The sequence below is a fragment of the Pseudoalteromonas haloplanktis ATCC 14393 genome (assembly GCF_000238355.1).
Taxonomy (GTDB): domain Bacteria; phylum Pseudomonadota; class Gammaproteobacteria; order Enterobacterales; family Alteromonadaceae; genus Pseudoalteromonas; species Pseudoalteromonas haloplanktis.
This window is the reverse complement of the sequence record NZ_AHCA01000006.1, coordinates 303,385-321,597: the sequence shown is the minus strand read 5'-3', so window position 1 is coordinate 321,597 and position 18,213 is coordinate 303,385. Positions and strand designations below refer to the sequence as shown.

Here is an 18,213-nt window from a genome sequence, read left to right as displayed (position 1 = left end):
CGGTATCTTCATCCGTCGTTGCACTGTCATCCATGGCTATTGGTGCATCGGCAACCGCTGCTATCGTCAGTGTCACGGTATGCACCGCCGATAATGCCCCGTCGTTGTCACGTACTTGGAAGGTAAAGCTGTCGCTATGGTTTTCACTGCCATCATGTTGATAACTAAAGCTGCCATCACCGCTCAGCGTTAAACTACCAAATTGCGGTTGGCTCACCCCGACCGCCGTCAGGGTATCGCCGGTGTCATCATCGCTGGCATTACTTAATAAGCCATTGGCCAGTGCCACGGTTAAGGTTGCGGCTTCATCAAGATTAAAGCTAAAGTTTTGCCCAACAGGGGCATCATTGGTGTTAGTCACTGCTAAGGTAAACGGCGCTAAGTTTGCACTTGCCGTACCATCACTCACACTGATTGTTATAGCCGCGTAATTACCCACATCACTGTTATCCGGCGTGCCCGATAACTCACCTGTGCTGGTATTAAAGCTGGCCCAGCTTGGTCTATTGATAATACTAAAGGTGTGAGTATCGCCTGTATCACTGTCAGTCAGTGTCGGTGTAAAGCTATAAGCCGCATCTTCTGCTGTTGTTGTACTGGGGGTTCCACTTAATACAGGCGCAACATTATATTGCTTGGTTACTGTGGCAGTTACTGCAGGGCTTCCATTTCCAGCCGAATCAGTCACTATAGCTGAAAAAGTTAGCGCCCCCTCAGCCAATGAGGTCACATTAACACCTGTTATTTGCTGTGTTGCAGCAGTGATCGTTGCTGTACCACTGACAGAGCTACTACCGTCACTTACTTGATAACTAAGCGTACCACTGCCCTCAAGACCCGTTAAGGTCGCGCTTATTGCAGATTCATTACTGGTATTTATTACACTCTGATCCACACTTACCGCATGCCCTGTTGGCGCAGTATTATCCAATGTGATGGCTGTGGTTGCTGCGGGTGATATATTACCAGCGCTATCGGTTTGCGTTGCCGATACCGTTAATGTGCCATTACTTAATGCACTGATGTCTAATTCATTCCCGCTGAGGGTCCAGTTACCACTAGCATCCGCGGTGACAGACTGACTCTGCCCACCTATATTTACATTCAAGCTTGCATTTGCTTCAGCACCAGAACCTGTCACTAATACACTGTCATCTTCACTTGCATTAACAATGTCATCGACTTCTATGGGGGTATCAATCGTGACCGCTGTTGGCGCACTATTATCTAAGGTGATTGTAGTGGTAGCTGCTACTGAGGTATTACCTGCGTTATCCGTTTGCGTTGCCGATACCGTTAATGCGCCATTACTTAACGCACTAATATCTAATTCATTGCCGCTGAGGGTCCAGTTACCGCTGGCATCAGCAGCGACAGAAGCATTCACGCCATCAATATTAACAGCAACGGTTGCACCAGCTTCTGCACCCGAACCACTAACAAGTACGTTATTGTCTTCACTCGCATTTACAATATCATCCGTTGCAATAGGTGTATCAATTGCTAAGGTGGTTGGAACTAAATTATCGAGTTCTATTTGAGCCGTCGCAGTAGGTGAGATATTACCAGCACTATCGGTTTGCGTTGCCGATACCGTTAATGCGCCATTAACTAGCGTACTGATATCTAATTCACTGCCACTGAGGGTCCAGTTACCACTACCATCAGCTGTGACCGAGGTATTCACGCCGCCAATATTAACATTAACCGTAGCACCCGCTTCGGCGCCTGCACCGTTGATCACCACAGCATTGTCTTCTGCTGCGTTTACCACGTCATCGCCGGCAATCGGGGTACTAATTGTCACAGCTGTTGGCGTAGTGTTGTCTAAGGTGATCATGGTAGTAGCGGCGACAGAGGTATTGCCTGCGCTATCAGTTTGCGTTGCCGATACCGTTAATGTGCCATTATTTAATGCACTGATATCTAATTCATTCCCACTGAGTGTCCAGTTGCCACTGCCATCTGCGGTCGTTGCGGCATTCACTCCGTCAATACTTATATTAACCGCGGCATTCGCTTCAGCCCCGGCCCCCGTAATCAGTACAGTGTCGTCTTCACTCGCATTAACAATATCGTCGCCTTCAATGGGGGTATTGATTGTTAAACTAACTGGGGCACTTTTATCTAATAACAAAGTCAGGCTACTGTTGTTCAAGCTATTGTTTGCTGGATCTGTAGCGATAAAAGTAACTGCTATTACGCTACCTTCTTGCATATTACCATTACTATTAAGTGCTGCGGTGGTAATGCTATAAGTACCATCACTATTATCGGTTAATGATGAAGAACTACTAAAGTCGCTATCTAGCACAGTTAGATCTGCAGTGACAATTAACCCCGCCTCCCCTAAATTTAAAGTAAAGGTAATGGTCTCACCCGCTTTATAAGTGCCATCGCCAGTTTGTACCACTGATGTATATACAGGAGCTGTGGTATCAATCGTAAATGCTGGGATACTTAATACACTACTGGTATTATTCGCCGCATCAGTAACCGTCACGCTACAGTTATTGTAAGTGCCATCGACGAGTGCACTGTTATTGTCTGTTTGAGTTAGGGTAACCGTATTATTTCCTACTGAGGCAGTTGTTGAGCTAGATAAACCACAATTTCCTGCAACACTAATTGTGCCAGCTTCATTACTAGAAAATATAAAGTTCGGAGTGCTATCGTTAGTTGGTGTGGTCACTGCAGTGACTAAGGCGAGTACAGGAGCGGTATTATCATCGTCATCTAAAATAGTCAGTGTTTGTTGCTGTATACCACTTTCGCTCGCGCTGCCGCCTGAAACGGAGCTCAGATCAATGACAATCGTTTCTGTTCCTTCCTCGATAGCATCATCAATACTTGTTATAGCTGAAGTTGTATTTATATCTCCTGCCAATATAGTCATACTACTAACAGGTGCATTATAGTCACTTCCTGAAGTTGCTGTTCCTGAATACCCCAAATTAACGGTTACATTTTCATATGTCGGCACACTCAATGTTGCCGAAAGCGTACTAGAACCGCTATTTTCAGTAAGGTTAGTATCACTCAAGCCAAGAGACACCACAGGGGCTGACTCCGCATCAATGATTGTCACTGTCGCCGCAGAACCCGTTATAGTACCAGTGCTCGCAGAGCTAAGAGTCACCGCAAAGCTTTCGTTTATAGCTGCATCATAAAATGTGTCAGGCTTACCTGTAGCAGTCACACTACCACTTGTGCTTCCGGCATTTATCGTTACTGACGCACTATCAACTGTATAATCCAGATCGCTACCACTATTATTAGTGTCGTTAAATGCAAGCGCCGCAGTAATCGCAACAGGCCATTGATTATTCAAACTATTACTAAGTGATACCGAAATTACCTCAGTATCACCGTCTTCTCCTAGGTTACCATCTGCTGTCGATACACTCACATTGGGTAAGTTAGCGTAAATAGCATCATTTGCCTGTACAATTGCATTGTTATAGATACTACTGGTATTACCCGAAGAATCACTCAAAGTAATGCTAACAGGCACGTTTGAGCCGGCAGCAAAATCTTGTCCACCATCTGTAATAGTGAACTGGGCGGTATAGGTCGAGTTATTCGTTTTACTTAAATTGGTTACCGGATACCCGGCAATAGTGCCTGAAATTCCACCACTGCCTGTTGTATAATTGTCGCTATCATTACTGACAGAAATTGTTGCAGTAACTGTATCACCTACTTTAGCGCTACTATTTGCAATACTTACATTACTTATGGCTGGGGCAGTTGTATCAACACCGGTTCCTTGTAAAGCAATGTTATACGTTGATTCATCGCTATCATTACTAGTAATACGTAAATTACCGCTCACTGAGGCAAGCGACGTAGTTGCAAAAGCAACCACTACATTGCAAGAGGCACCGGCAACTAAGGTTACAGGAAAAGGACCACAGCCATCATTTTGAACAGAGAAATGACTCGCTCCTGCTGTTATGGCTATATTAGAGATAGTTAGGTTGGCATTACCGGTATTTTTAACTAAAAACGTTTTTGTTATAGCAGAGCTACCATTAGCCTCGACATTACCAAAATTCTCACTGAGTGTAGTACTGCCATTTTCAAGTACATCAATTTCAGGCACAGTTGCAGGGGTACCACAAAACCCGTAAGTGCCACCTTGTATATTACAGCTAAAGGTTCCGGTTACGTATGTAAGGCAATAGCCGTTTGGTAATTCGCAATAATCATCAACTGCAAATACTTTTCTTACCATTGTATCGCTGGCACTAATGTCACTATCACCTGACACTATGCTTGTTTCTGTAACCGAGGTATTTAATAAACCTTGCTCGCGCAAAAACGCCATAGTTTGTTGAACATCGTTATTATCTGCAGTACTCGCTGGGACATTTTGTGTTGTTGTTTTATTGCTAGTGGCAAATGCATTAAATGGATTAACCTTATTACTTTGCTGTTTTATTTCATAAGGTTGAAATTTACTTTCCATATTATTAATACGTACACTACGGCGCGATGAAGCCACAGAAGCAAATGCACCACCGCTTAATAACACCGGCAATACGGCACTTAATATGGTTCTTTTTACTGGCACAACATTCATGTCATTGACTCCTGATAAAACTCAAACAAGTGGCTTGCTAGGCTATCTGAGCTTTGAATAATTTCTGGTACTAGGGTATTTGGCAGTACAGCAATATCGTAAAGCTGCTGCACATCGCCGTTAAATTCAATACTGGCGATGATTTCGCCATTTTTCACATCAATTAACCATACGCCACAACGACTATTTTCAGCCCCTAACTGCTCATCAAGTGGTATTTTATTGCGATGTTTACTCGCACGAATTCTACTTGTCGCAACAATTAATAAATCACCAAAAAAAATCATTCCACGGGTAAAACCGGGTAAAACACACAGCACTTTTGTTTCACCGTTACTCGGGTTGTATGATTGCACTTCGCCTCGTCCTGATTCACAGTAGTAAACCAAGCCTTGATAACACCTTGGCGAGTGCGGCATGATCAGCCCTGTTTTTAATATCTTATTCGTTTTTATATCAATCAAAGTGCCATCTAATTGATTGAATGTTCGCCAAGCATCTTTTTGATTAGCTTGGTTAAACGTTGTGACATAACGCGGCTCGCCCGCCAATAGAGCCATACCATTGAGATGACACCGATCTTCTGCCACCAGCTCTGATATAAACGGTGGTTGCCAGCAAGCAACAAAACTATAGTCTGAGTTCAATTTAGAGATACATGAAAAGGCCGAATTCACCACCCATAGCCCCTCATTTCCCCATGCAATATCATGGATATTAATCATTCCAGTAGTTAAAGCGGCACGTTGTGTAAATAGCGAATCAGCTTGTTTAATCGCATTGAGTTGTGCAGTCCGTTGCTGCAATTGCTCGATCATTTCTGGATTTTGCAGCTTCGCAGGCAATGTTTCTAAGCTATCTAAATAGCCCGATTTCACACTTTTTAGTGAAATGTCACTACGTTGAAAATTAATAACCTGATTTAATGTACCTATCGTTATACGGTTTTTATCAGCATAAATTCCCATCGGCCTAGGAAATGCGATTAAATTGGTATCTAATTTACCTTTAACTGTACGCAACAAAATAAGCCGCTGTGCTTGGTAACTCGTCACTGCTAGGGTGATCCCTAAAAGAGATAAAATAGAGGGCAAGTTACTTGTATAGTGACTTTTAAAATCAAATGATTGCTGGCTGCCGATCGATTCCCTATCATGTGTTTCCATGTTATACCTATAGATAAATACCAAACCACCAACAACCAACTCAAATTAAGTTTTGCTAACTGGCTGTTACAAAAGGATTATTCCAATACATATTAAGCTGCTGTAATGTCGGCTGCACATCACACGATAAAGCCTGTGCAAGCGATGCCGACACTAACGCTGCAGCTGAGGACGTACCACCAAATAAACGATAGCCATCACGGTCTGTAGTGACTACGCCAAACGGAGCGAATACATCAACGCACGGACCAAAGTTTGAAAAATTTGCCACCTTGCCCTGTGCCGTTTTGGCTCCTACAACAATCACCGAATCTAATTGTGTAAGGTGATTAGCTTCACATGCTGGTCGCGCTTCATTTCCTGCTGCAACAACAATGTAAGGTCGGTGCTGCATAGCAGCTAATTCATCAATCACAGTCACTGCCAAGTCCGACATAAATGGCATAACCCAACTACAGTTAATCACCTGCGCTTTCATCAGTTTGGCCACATTAAACGCAATGATCAGCGACGAGGTCCACGTAGTAACCTGACGAATAGCAATCAATTCACTATCAGGTGCCCCGCCTTCAACTGCGCTACCATCTTGTTTCGCCACAATAAGCCCCGCCACTAAATTGCCATGGTAGTCACGGCTACTGTGCGGTGTTGCTGCTAAAACTCTTGTTTCTACGTCGTAGGAAAATAAAACATTAAGATCACTAAACTCATGATGTGAAAAATCAAAACCATCATCAATAATCGCCACTCGCACTGCTTTAGGAGTCTTACATTGTCTAGCTATAGCTACCGGTGCTAACCGTTGAGGTATCGTTTGATTAAATGGATGACTGGCAGCGCTTTTTCCTTGTGGTGCAACATCTGGCTGTACTGCAATAATCTCAGTAATTGCTTGCAAGGTCGTTAATACTGCGGGCAGGGTATTAGGCTTTAAGGTTAACCAATAAATGTTGGCCTCGCGCAGCTGAGTCAATATTTGCAAGTTTAGAATATCTTTATGTAAACTTTTTATTTGCTCAGCTGACAATTTACTCTTAACAATTAGCCGTTGATTTAGAGAAAATAATTGCCCGTGTATATCACTCAATACTGTGTCTTTTAATTGCCCATACAACGCCACTCGCTCACCATTATTGGCAAACGTTAAAACGGGCTGGGGCTGCTGGCTCAATACTTTGTTATGCAAAAAAAGTACAGTAAGCAGCAAAAACACCTTCGCAATTATCACAGTATCCTCCGAGTAAAAGACGGCTCCTTTTCACTATAAGCTAATATAGGAACAAGCCATGTTTAATTTCTATTCAAATCACGCATAACAGTTTTCACTCATATCCACTTGTAAGTACTGCTGTAACAATTACCCACGCGAGGGATAAAGACCTGTTAGTGCAATACAAAAACGCATTGCTAGTAAAGGCTGTCTATTTTCGTGGCCTTGGCTACCTCCTGTATTACCAAGACTATTACTGGCCATCGTAGTGGTGGTAGCTTGATTTTGTTCAGCGGTATAACGTATTACCCCTGTGCCTGCGCCTACATCAACGGCTAAATGACTATTAGCCGGACTACTACTATTACCCACCTCGGAATAGCCAAATAATGAATGTCTATGCTGCGGTAACTCAGTTTGATTTAGCGTTATCTGCTGATCACCAGCTGATTCACCCACCATTCTCGTTGATAGACCAGGTCCATGACCAAAGTGCATAGGAGATCTACCTTGCAGATCAGGTAAATTAAACGAAGAGATACCATCGCCCCCATAAAGAGTGCCGATCAATGAAAATAGCGCTGTATTTTGATTAATAGCAATTGTTTGGCCGTCACAACCTGCCCAACCGCGAGGGTTAAAAGTACTCCCCCAGATACGAATTTCTGCAATAAATGGTTCTGCCATGTGCTCAACTCCTAACTTCTTGACGGGTAAATACCAGCAAGGCTGATAATAAAATTAATGCAGGTATAGGGCATCATATTGGAGTGTGCTGCACTATGCCCTGAAACTTGAACCGTCTGTTCTGCGAGCATCTGAGGCGGCTGAGTAGGGTTACCAGAGTAATATATATTTTCGTTGTTCGGACTGGGAGCAAACACATTATTTTCTGGGCTTTGTGTTGTTCCAGGCTCTGTACTTGATAGCAACTGATGACTATGACTTGGTACATTCATCAACGTTAAAGTGACATTTTCTGTGCCATTTTTTTGCCCTAGTCGATAACGTGACAAACCATTTCCTTGGCCATATTTAACCGGTAATCGACCTCGCAGATCAGGGTATGCGAAGCTAGTACGACCATCGCCCCCATAAGTCGTACCCAGTAAAGAAAATAGCGCATCTTGTTGCGCAATAGCCACTAACTGCCCATTACAAAAAGCCCAGTTACGAGGAGCAAAATTTGCTCCGAACATTTTTACTTCACCAAGAAAAGGCTCTGCCATAATCAACCTCCATTAATTTCGACTAGGAAACACGCCAACCAATGCAATACAAAAGTTAATTGCTGCTGTTGGTTGAACATTCGTATGAGGCAGATTACCTCCGGTATTTAACACCATATTTTCAGCAAATGCGGTTAGATTTGTTGCTGCACCATAAATGTTAGGATCCCCTTTACCTGGTGCATCAACAGCTCTAGAAAATACTCTGTTAGTGAAAATTGGTGGATTAACGCCATCATCCGTAGTGGCTGTTAATAAATGACTGTGAGCGGGTATTTCTGCCGTTGTAAGCGTTACTTGTTCCACTCCCGCCGTCATGCCAGCATCATAGCCATTACCTATGCCAACAGGCACTCGGCTACGTAAATCTGGCAATTTAAAATTAGTTCGCCCATCACCGCCATACTGAGTATCAAGTAATGAAAACAAAGCTTGGTTTTGACTGATTGCTAACAATTGCCCATCACACCAAGCCCACCCTTTAGGTGCAAAATCAAAAGCGAAAGGCCTTATTTCAGACATAAATGGATCCGCCATTACATTCTCCTAATTTGCTATTTTTCTCGATACATGAATTTCATATTCGGTTGAACTATTGGGTGAAATCAACAACTCAACACTATCAAATGCGTCATGCTTAAGCGTGTAAGTACCTTGCATCAACGGACAGTCCTCAGAGCCTTTCATAACGACACAAAAAGCATCCCACTGATTACCATGCAAACTCGTGCGCTCAACAGCATCAATAGTCAGTTCCGTTTCACCCTGTTCAGCACTGACTTTCGCCTTAGAACCAACGATGCCAAGCAAATTGTCGTAATTAAACTTTTCCATTACCTTTCCTTTTTACTACTTGCAATTGCATTACGGGTTTAAACTTTTTCATTTGCAAAACAGCAAAACTAAATTAGCAATTAACCACTAATTTCTTCATCACTGCGGGATACCAAATCATAAATTCGTAAGGAGCTGAAACCGACTCACTTACAAAACCAAGGCGTAAATAAAGCGCTTTAGCAACAACGTTACTTTGCTCAACAGTCAATGTTAATGGAGTGCATGAATCAGCGGCTGCATGCTGAAATGACTGAATAATTGCCGCACCAAAACCATGTCCTCGCGCCTGACTAATAAAACCAATATCAATAATACGAACTTCATTAACACCAAAATCTATGGTCACTTTGCCAATTGGGTGATGGTGTTTTTCAATAATGAAGTACATGGCATTTGGAAACTTTTCGCCATATCCCTCGGTTTGTGATTTAAATTGCATATCAACAATCGAGTCGATAAAGTCTTGATCCGCATTGATCTGCTGTAAGTCCTGACGCACCTCAGAATGTAAACGCCGAATAAATGCAGCATCGCTAGGCTTGGATGGGCGAATATTTAATCCATCAGGAATAGAAAAATGACTCATCACTATGTCCTTTCTAAATTTCTAACAAAGAGACTGTAAACAACGAAGTAGCAAATAAAGTTATAAAAACGTTGAGTAACAAACTGAACTTAAGCTTTACACGCATTTAACAAAAAAAACATTACACAGCATTACACCACTGCGAGTTATGTTGCGATCCAACCAAAGCAGAGAAGCACCGTTGTTATTCACACAGTAACAACAGTGCTTTAAGGTACGCCATTGCGGACATAATAGAATCTTACTGCTATTGCCAATGCCTCGTATCGCTCCCCCAACCGCCTGTAATGATGTGTAATAGAAAAGCCTGCACTTCCCATATACTCCTTGACGAGTAAAGCATTTAGCTGCAACTCACAATCTATTCAAATAAACAATTTAAGGAGAAATTTATGGCTACATTTAAAGTGAATATCCCAGCAGGTCCTATTTGGGATCAAAAAGATGCTGAAGAAAAAGCCCCAGCCGTTGCCGCAGCACATCAAGGTAAATGGACAGGCCAATGGAATACAGTAGTAGAGAGTCAAATGAGTGTTGTTGAAGTTGAGCTTGAAGTGACAAACACTGGCAGTAACTCATTCAAAACCACAGTATTAGCTGGCCCACTTTGGAGCAATGATGAAGCTCAAAAAATAGGTAAAACAATCGCCGCTTCTTATGGTGCAGAATTTACCGGCGAGTGGAAAACCATCGTAAACGGCGTGATGAGCGTGATTGAAATAGAATATAAATTTTAATTAGTTAGAATTTATAAAGCGCTATGAAACCTAGGCTTATAGCGCTTTAACTGCCCTCAGATTAGAAGGCCTGCAACCCCTGCCATGCCAGTTGCAGCGCAAGTAAGGTTAAGACCGCACGGAAAATAGCTTTAAACTTAGCCGCAGAAATCCGCTGTAATAACTGTAAACCAAGCCAAGTGCCAAGCGCGCCGCTGATGATCATTGCGGTAACTAAAGGCAACCACTGCCAAAATGAAAAGCCCACAAAGCCATACAAAATAGCTTTAAAAGTATGCTGTACACTCATACAAGCAGAAAAAGTAGCGGTATATTTTAATTTCTCGTAATTATTAACGTACAAACAGCTGCCTACCAACGGGCCACTCGCCCCAATAAACATCGATAAAAATGTGGTGACAGCTCCCGCCATGTAACGCCATAATTTTGAGGTTTCACGTAGCTTTGGCGTCACGCCCCATAGTAAATAAAGTACAAACCCCGCCACTACAATTTTCATCAATTCAAGTGGGATATGCGCCACAATCGACGCCGCCGCAAGCGCACCAATAATCCCACCGAGCGAAAAATACACAAACATACTTTTATCAAGGTGCTTAAAAGTCAACATAAAGCGATTAGCATTTGAACCCAGCTGCACTAACCCATGCACCGGAATTACAATATTCATAGGTAATAGCGACGCCATCACCACCAACAACATCAAGCCGCCACCAGCACCAAAAGCCGCCGAAACCATCGACGTAATGGCCGATAAAACAATAAGCCCAACCGCACTGAGCGGCGTTAATAGATCACCAGCTAAAAATTCCATGTAGCACAACTTTGCAATACAACAACATGCTAGCAAAGTTACCATGAGACAAAACAAGTTACGAGTACCTAAAGAGCTAACAGCTATCTCCATTTGAATACATAACCGCTTTAAAACAGACATAAAAAAACCCGCAAACTTGATTACTCAAATTTGCGGGTTTTTTAGGGTTTTTAAATCAACGAATTTAAAAACCGATATTGGTGGAGCTGGGGGGATTTGAACCCCCGCCTAACCCTTTAAAAACAACAACTTAAAATCATTTGTGTATAAATGGTGTATTTTTTAATTTCTATTCTTAGTGTGACTCGTATTTACACCCATAGAGTTGAAGTTACTAACTAATTTTATCTCCAGTTTTAAAACCTTGGTATTCCGACGAATTGGGGAAATTAAAAATAATTTCAATTTGGACTCGCTCCCCCCGCCCATTGTCAATGTGACTCATCCATAATTCATTTCGTTGGCAGAGAGGTCTGCCTGTTACTTTTAAATCTAATGGAGAAAAAGAAATGAGTCACAAAAAAGTTCCAATGACAGCAGATGCAGCCAGTCGTATTGTTAGCCATGAAGCAAAAAACAATGGTGGCAGAATTGCTAAGAATGGATTTGCAGCAAAGGCTATGAGCGCGGCAGAAAAAACGCTAACAAAGGAGTGAAATAGTATAGATAAGCATGACGCAGATAACCACTCTAACCAATTAAACCCTGAAAATGATGCTTACTGGCAAAGCCGTGGTGAAGACGAAAGACCTGATGATTGGCAAGAGTAGCTAGATGATTAATAGATGTCAGTATGGAATTAAGTTTGTGTTAGCTTAATTAAGTTTGTGATGAAGTACTGACTATATATAAAAGGGCTATAAGGCCCTTTTATATATTTTGTATTTAAATTTTTATTGGAAAGCAGTAACTTAGTAAAATACTTTAATATTAATAGGTTAGATTAGCTCAACTAAAATACATCTATTGTGAGATGTAGACAATCTGACTATTACGGTGTAAAGCACTTTTAGTAAGAGAAGCTGGTAAGTCATAAAATGTATCATCATGGACGCATGCAAAAGTTTCATAAACACCGTCGCGACGTGCTACTTCAATGTTTGCTTCTACGGATTTTAATAGCTCAGAGTTATTTCTTTCTATCAAGAAGGATTTAAATCCTTCTTGATCTTCAAGTGTCTGCCTCTTTTTTAAAATTAGTATTTGATCATACTCTTCAATTAAATATTCTATGTTTTCATAAAATTCCAAAATTTCACCATCGTCACATTTGACCTTATCATCAATTACAGCTTTAACTTCACATTGATGATAAAATTCAAACCCTACGAGATCATCAAACAATAAGTCCGTATCAATTAGCATTTTTAACACTCCTAGTTATTTTAAATTTGAACTTCATCTTCAGCGATTATGCCTAACACTTTTTCTAAATATTTACCGTGTTCTTTAGAGGTAGCAGAGCGAAGGTAAGGGGGCACCTTTTCTAAAAACTCACTTTTCGATATCGGCTTAAACTCGCATAAAGCATCAATCATTGAGGGTCTTAGAAGCCTATTTGCCATAGGCACATCATCATCTTTTGGTATGACACATTCATCAAATTTTTGTAGTTTTGCTTCTAGTTTTTCATCATTATGACTAAATACTTCAATGCTATTAACTATCTGATTTTCTTGTTCAATAACACTGTCAATTATTTCTACATCAGAGATCGAACTATCGAGCGTTATAACTTCTGTTTTCAATTTATGGAGAGCTTCAATAATAGGTTTTAACTGAGCTTGTGGGTTTTTAAACCAATCTGTTGACCAAATTCGTTTGATATTCCAACCTAATCCTTCTAGAACAGATTGACGAAGTCTATCTCTATCTCGCGCTGATTTTGCAGAATGGTATGTTGCTCCATCACACTCAATACCCATTAAATATCTTCCAGGTTGGCCGGGATCTTGTACGGCTAAATCTATAAAATATCCAGCCACTCCAACTTGAGGTATACAGTTAAAACCCTCTAATTTTAGTGCATTCATAACAGATATCTCAAAATCACTGTCGGGCTGTTTTCCGGTGACTTTTTGTTGTTGAAGCTTTCCGGTTTGTGCGTAGCTTAAGAAGTTTTTTAAAGCATGAACGCCCGCACTAGATGTTTCTGATGCAACAATGTGTCCTTCAGTCATTGAACTAAAAACATGCATGCGCTTTTTAGAGCGCGTAAATAAAACATTTAACCTTCTACCACCGGCTGCTGAATTAATTGGTCCAAAACGTTGAGGCATATGCGCCGCACCAGCTTCTTGAGGGCCATAAGTGCAGGAAATATAAATAACATCTCTTTCATCACCCTGAACATTTTCAAGGTTCTTAAGAAATAAGGCTTCTTCATTGTTAGCATTTTCGGCTAGAGCGTCTCTGAACTGAATATCATCTTTAGACAACTCTTCAACACAGCGCTCTATTTGCTCCCGTTGCTTTGAGCTCATTGCCACGACACCTAAAGATTCGTGAGGTCGATGTAATAAATGGCTTCTAACAGCTTCGGCAATAACTTTAGCTTCTTCTATGTTATGTTGATTTACGAACCGGCCGCTTTTTACATGAGTGAACTTTATACCAAACTCATCACTTTCACTCGATGGCGATGGAAATACCACTAAGTTACTGTCATAAAACGCTTGGTTTGAAAATGCAATTAAGCTTTCATGGCGTGAGCGGTAGTGCCAACGTAATCTGCGGGCATTAAACATTGGAAAAGTTACATCAAGAATACTTTCAGATTGCTCAATAGCTGTTACATCCTCTTCGTCATTTTCAACAGCTTTATCAAAGAAACTTGTTGGAGGTAATTGTTTGGGATCACCTACGACAACTAACTGCTTACCTCTAGCAATCGTACCTAGTGCATCTTCAGGTTTTATTTGTGATGCTTCGTCCATTACAACCAAGTCGAATTCTAATTGTCCGGGGGCCAAATATTGAGCAACCGAATGAGGCCCCATCATGAAACATGGCTTCAGAGCTAAAAGTGACTGACTAGATCTTCGTATGAGTTGACGAATTGGCGCATGACGAGTCTTTTTATTAACTTCATTGTTTATAAGCCCCATTTCTGTATATGAAGCTACTTTACCGCTAGAAACACCGCTTTCAGTATTAGAAAATCCATTATTAGCCACTTGGTAAGCTATTTTTTCTTGTTGTAGGGTTTTTAGCTTATTGTCGTACTCCTTAAACTGTTTACGAATTGCATTTTGATCTGCTCCAGAGAAGTAAGCTAATTGTTGATTCTCATTAATAATTTCTCTAGCCAGAATATCAAATACTGAATAGATATATATTTGTTCAATCTCATCTAAATTTAAAGCGCCTGTTTCAGTGTAACGTAATAAATTTTCTAGGCCTTTATCAGATAAGGAAGTTCTAACTCTAATGAAATCCACCCAAGTGCTTAACCACCTTGGTTGACTGATTGCTTTATTATTACGCTCTTTTAATAGTTCAAACTTTCTGGAAGTGCCTTTAAACCAAGCCGTTTCATCTAGTTCTACTCTATCAGCAAACTTCAAAAGGCTTTGCTTATAATTATTGTAAGAAGCAGAAATGTTATCGATATTTGATTTTATTAGTGATAATGAATAAGCACTAATATTATCTAATAAATATCTTTTTAAAAGTTCAGACTGAAGAGAGGATATCGCTTTACTTAACTCTAAAGTTGATTCAATTTTTAATAATTGTGTTTTACTGCAAGCTCTGACTGTCAGTAAGATATTTTCACCAAATATTTCTTGGCTGACTAAGTTATTATCAAGCGAAGCTTCTTCATTTATAAAAACCGATATTCGTTGTATAGCTTGAGGAAGATCTCTCAGAGTGAAATCTTTTTTACAGAGTGACTGTAAAGCTTTGATATTACCTTCTATTTCATTAGTAAACGAAGAAATACCAATGTCAGTTGATAAATCTAAATTTTTATTTTCAAATAACTGGTGGGAAAATACACGCTCTAACTGAGGAAATAGTCCAAAAAATTGCTCAAGTTCCGATAGTGTTTTAGACGCTGCTAAGTGCTTTAACCCTTTAAATATTTCGTTTTCGATAGAAAATAACGAGTTAGCAAACGCAACTCTTTGTCCGAAACCAACTCCATATGAAGCTCGAATACCTTTGTACCAGAGCCGAATACTCACTAACTCAGATACAGGAGTCTCAATACCTTTAAACTCATGTTTAAGTATATCTTGGTAAGCTGGCTCTTTATGAAGTTCTTCTACTAATTTACGGTAACAGATTAAATTAGTGAGCAATGGCTTTAAACTTTTAACTTTCGGCTTCAGCCCTTTTGCACATAAAAATAATTTAGATTTTGCAGCCCGCCATTCACTACTTAACCAACAAAAAAGCCCTGCATTTTTAATTATGCTATTTATTTCTTCGAGCTCATTTGCTGTAGGTAAACTATCTAATTTAAAGTGCGACTCTAATTCTTTGTGTAATGAATTAATCTTAGGCAGTAGCTCCTCTAAATTAGCAAGGTGTATATCTAAAAGCTCATTATCGAATAACTCATGTCGTCTTGATACTAACGTTACATCTAAAGAGTTAACATGTTCTAGGAACTTCTTACACTCTCCAAACCCATTAAAAGATGGTGAAAATAATTCAGATAAGCTGCGGTCTTGCTCTATTAAAATACGTAAATCGTCAGCAATTGAGAGGCTAATATCTTTTAGTTTTGTCAGTGACATAAGCTGTTGATATAAGCTTGTTAGCTGCAAATCATTATTTTTACACTTCTGGAGTAAATTATTGCAAGAAGTTTCTAAAAGCTGAAATTTCTCATTATTATTGAATGCAGCAGACTCAAATAAATTATCTAATGTTTCTAGCTGTGTTTTCACTAGTTTGAATTGTTTTATATATTCCTTTAAAGCAATTTCTTTTTCGGTAGTTATAAGCTTTAATGATGAAAGGTCTTCAGTACCTTTTAACGCTGGTAATTTATGATTATCAGCTAAAATTTGTTCAAGCGTACTTATATCGGAGATTGCAGAGCTTCCTATCTGGTCGTGTAATGGCTGAATAGATTGCTCTAATAAAAAAATATCTTTGTTCCATGCTGCAAGTAAGGTACATATATCCTCACAATCAAAGAGCTGAATTGATTTATTATATAATCCAAACCAAGGGTGATCTGATAGTTCTGATTCTGCTCCAAGCTGCATTTTTACTTCAGAATATACATCAGCATACTTTTTAAGTTCATCGGTTGTTCTTCTTGATGATATTTCATCAAAACTCTGACCATTAATATGGTCTGGCTTGATATCTTGTAAATTAATGCTGGCAAATTCTTCACGGTACCTTGTCGCGGTCGAAAATATTTGATGAATAGTTCTACCTGTATTTTTCCATTTGCTATTAATTAAATTGGCATAACTACTTAATATTTCTTTCTTTTCTTCATACATTTTTATATCAATGTCTATAGAAGATGGGTAACGATATTTATCTTGATTATTAATCCGTTGAGCTAAGTTCTCGTAAACCTGCTTTTTTTGAGTTTTGTGGCTATGCAACTCCAAACAAAAGTCACCAAGTCCCGCTCTAGATAATCGAGATTTTACAACTTGAAGTGCTGCCATTTTCTCTGCAACAAATAATACTTTTTTTCCTTGCGCTATTGCGGCAGCAATTAAGTTTGTGATTGTTTGAGATTTACCGGAACCGGGGGGCCCTTCAATAACTAAGTTTTTACCCTGAATTGCATCAACTAAAGCACTATGCTGAGAGCTATCCGCATCATCAATTAAAGGGTAGTTGTTATGGACTTCATCTAGCTTATCTATTAAATACTCTTCACCAAAACTTGTATTATTTTCACCATCTGCAGTTCCGTGTTTTGCAAAAAACTTCTGAAGAATGGCATGGTTTTGAATATTGCTTGAGCCTTGAGGCCAACGGCTTGGATCTAAATCTAGATACATTAAGAGCTTGCCAAAATCAAACATAGATAAAGTTGAATACCGTTTAACTTTCCATGCTGGCTTATGGCGCTGTAGCTGGCTCTCAACCTTTTTGAGGTACTCTTCTGGCAACATATCTTCGATTAGTTCTGGTAATTCAAGATGAAAATCGTGCTTAAGTTTTTCTCTTAAGGATAGGTTTGAAATAATATCCTCACCAGTGTACTCAATAGTATAAGTGTATGTACCTAAATCTTTATTTAATGATGCCCTGTCAATTTTAACCGGAATTAAATACAGAGGTGCTTGCCTTTTAACATCAGACTTTTCATCTTCAAACCATTCTAAAAAACCAAAGGCAAGATAAAGAATATTGGCTCCTGTTTCTTCGATTGCAGTATTTGCTTTGGTACGAATATTTCGTAATTGGGCCTCTAGCTCTCGAGGAAAAAGGAGAGATTGTATATTAGTGTCATTATGCTTAGAGTCTTTTGACTTAGTACTTAATGGCAGTTCATAGCTTGTGTTAAAACCTTTAACTTTCGCCCAATCTTTAGAGCTAGGGTCTGCTTTTACTTTTACTTCTTGTCCATCGTCATTAATGACGATATATCCATGCTTAATTAATTCTTCACGCAAAGGCTCATCGATAGGAATAAAAGTAAATTCATTACCTTCGAGAATATTTGAAGCCAACTGATCTGGCATCTCATCTATAACTCTTATAAAGCCTGTTTTTCCATGCTTAAAATTTAGCAGACGGTTTCTGCCTGTCAGGTCTAACAAACGATTTCTAATAGCTTGCAAAGAGTCAAATGCAAAATTATTATTTAACTGGCTTTTAGTTGAACTATCCATTTTATAACCTATCTCTTTTCCGTTCGTTTCAGTTAAACACCATGAATAATCATCACTTTGCTGTACTTCATTTTTTAAGTCGATATGCAAAGCATGATTAATTGCTTTCTTATCCACGCCAAGCTTTTTAGCAATCGCTTTTGCTTTTTGATTAGGGGTGTTCTTAAGTTCACTAATAATTAAATTAGATAACTCACTCATTTTTCAAACCTATTATTCTAC

13 protein-coding genes are annotated in these 18,213 nt (G+C 39.8%); 2 read left to right on the top strand and 11 right to left on the bottom strand.

Going from position 1 to position 18,213, the window contains the following annotated elements; translation table 11 throughout:
* The 8 genes from PHAL_RS0113555 to PHAL_RS0113520 all read right to left on the bottom strand — a co-directional run.
* A partial coding sequence (locus tag PHAL_RS0113555; RefSeq protein WP_016708963.1) for a beta strand repeat-containing protein occupies positions 1-4,585 on the bottom strand: 4,585 nt, incomplete at its 3' end.
* The gene (locus PHAL_RS0113550; protein WP_016708962.1) at positions 4,582-5,751 is read right to left on the bottom strand and encodes a TIGR03032 family protein; all 1,170 of its coding nucleotides are present in this window, start codon (positions 5,749-5,751) and stop codon (positions 4,582-4,584) included. The genes PHAL_RS0113550 and PHAL_RS0113555, both read right to left, overlap by 4 nt.
* Positions 5,752-5,806: 55 nt before the next feature.
* The gene (locus PHAL_RS23085) at positions 5,807-6,979 is read right to left on the bottom strand and encodes a S8 family peptidase (RefSeq protein ID WP_016708961.1); all 1,173 of its coding nucleotides are present in this window, start codon (positions 6,977-6,979) and stop codon (positions 5,807-5,809) included.
* 129 nt (positions 6,980-7,108) lie between these two features.
* Positions 7,109-7,648, bottom strand: coding sequence for a phage tail protein (locus tag PHAL_RS0113540; protein WP_016708960.1), 540 nt, complete (start codon positions 7,646-7,648; stop codon positions 7,109-7,111).
* Between the two features lie 11 nt (positions 7,649-7,659).
* The gene (locus PHAL_RS0113535; protein WP_016708959.1) at positions 7,660-8,190 is read right to left on the bottom strand and encodes a phage tail protein; all 531 of its coding nucleotides are present in this window, start codon (positions 8,188-8,190) and stop codon (positions 7,660-7,662) included.
* 12 nt (positions 8,191-8,202) lie between these two features.
* On the bottom strand, positions 8,203-8,727 hold the full coding sequence (locus tag PHAL_RS0113530) for a phage tail protein (RefSeq protein ID WP_016708958.1): 525 nt from the start codon (positions 8,725-8,727) through the stop codon (positions 8,203-8,205).
* A 9-nt stretch (positions 8,728-8,736) separates the two neighbouring features.
* Positions 8,737-9,024 (bottom strand): DUF6916 family protein, encoded by a 288-nt coding sequence (locus PHAL_RS0113525; protein ID WP_016708957.1) that lies wholly within the window; start codon positions 9,022-9,024, stop codon positions 8,737-8,739.
* A gap of 73 nt (positions 9,025-9,097) precedes the next feature.
* Positions 9,098-9,613 (bottom strand): GNAT family N-acetyltransferase, encoded by a 516-nt coding sequence (locus PHAL_RS0113520; RefSeq protein ID WP_016708956.1) that lies wholly within the window; start codon positions 9,611-9,613, stop codon positions 9,098-9,100.
* A 392-nt stretch (positions 9,614-10,005) separates the two neighbouring features.
* On the opposite strand from PHAL_RS0113520, the gene PHAL_RS0113515 reads away from it, so the two are divergent.
* Positions 10,006-10,350, top strand: coding sequence for a mannan-binding lectin (locus tag PHAL_RS0113515; protein ID WP_016708955.1), 345 nt, complete (start codon positions 10,006-10,008; stop codon positions 10,348-10,350).
* Between the two features lie 61 nt (positions 10,351-10,411).
* Here PHAL_RS0113515 and PHAL_RS0113510 read toward each other — a convergent pair whose 3' ends face one another.
* Complete coding sequence (locus PHAL_RS0113510) at positions 10,412-11,164, bottom strand: sulfite exporter TauE/SafE family protein (RefSeq protein ID WP_016708954.1); 753 nt, start codon at positions 11,162-11,164, stop codon at positions 10,412-10,414.
* 512 nt (positions 11,165-11,676) lie between these two features.
* On the opposite strand from PHAL_RS0113510, the gene PHAL_RS24380 reads away from it, so the two are divergent.
* Positions 11,677-11,823: a hypothetical protein gene (locus PHAL_RS24380; protein WP_085999749.1), complete on the top strand. Its 147-nt coding sequence runs from the start codon at positions 11,677-11,679 to the stop codon at positions 11,821-11,823.
* A gap of 307 nt (positions 11,824-12,130) precedes the next feature.
* Here PHAL_RS24380 and PHAL_RS0113500 read toward each other — a convergent pair whose 3' ends face one another.
* Positions 12,131-12,532 (bottom strand): hypothetical protein, encoded by a 402-nt coding sequence (locus PHAL_RS0113500; protein WP_016708953.1) that lies wholly within the window; start codon positions 12,530-12,532, stop codon positions 12,131-12,133.
* 20 nt (positions 12,533-12,552) lie between these two features.
* Positions 12,553-18,192: a DUF4011 domain-containing anti-phage protein Hhe gene (hhe, locus tag PHAL_RS0113495; RefSeq protein WP_016708952.1), complete on the bottom strand. Its 5,640-nt coding sequence runs from the start codon at positions 18,190-18,192 to the stop codon at positions 12,553-12,555.
* Positions 18,193-18,213 lie beyond the last annotated feature (21 nt).

Bases quoted from the DNA above. Each gene is read 5' to 3' on its own strand.
- PHAL_RS0113550 (WP_016708962.1), bottom strand. From the start codon at position 5,751: ATGGAAACACATGATAGGGAATCGATCGGCAGCCAGCAATCATTTGAT.
- PHAL_RS0113540 (WP_016708960.1), bottom strand. From the start codon at position 7,648: ATGGCAGAACCATTTATTGCAGAAATTCGTATCTGGGGGAGTACTTTT.
- PHAL_RS0113535 (WP_016708959.1), bottom strand. From the start codon at position 8,190: ATGGCAGAGCCTTTTCTTGGTGAAGTAAAAATGTTCGGAGCAAATTTT.
- PHAL_RS0113530 (WP_016708958.1), bottom strand. From the start codon at position 8,727: ATGGCGGATCCATTTATGTCTGAAATAAGGCCTTTCGCTTTTGATTTT.
- PHAL_RS0113525 (WP_016708957.1), bottom strand. From the start codon at position 9,024: ATGGAAAAGTTTAATTACGACAATTTGCTTGGCATCGTTGGTTCTAAG.
- PHAL_RS0113520 (WP_016708956.1), bottom strand. From the start codon at position 9,613: ATGAGTCATTTTTCTATTCCTGATGGATTAAATATTCGCCCATCCAAG.
- PHAL_RS0113515 (WP_016708955.1), top strand. From the start codon at position 10,006: ATGGCTACATTTAAAGTGAATATCCCAGCAGGTCCTATTTGGGATCAA.
- PHAL_RS0113510 (WP_016708954.1), bottom strand. From the start codon at position 11,164: ATGGAATTTTTAGCTGGTGATCTATTAACGCCGCTCAGTGCGGTTGGG.
- PHAL_RS24380 (WP_085999749.1), top strand. From the start codon at position 11,677: ATGAGTCACAAAAAAGTTCCAATGACAGCAGATGCAGCCAGTCGTATT.
- PHAL_RS0113500 (WP_016708953.1), bottom strand. From the start codon at position 12,532: ATGCTAATTGATACGGACTTATTGTTTGATGATCTCGTAGGGTTTGAA.
- hhe (WP_016708952.1), bottom strand. From the start codon at position 18,192: ATGAGTGAGTTATCTAATTTAATTATTAGTGAACTTAAGAACACCCCT.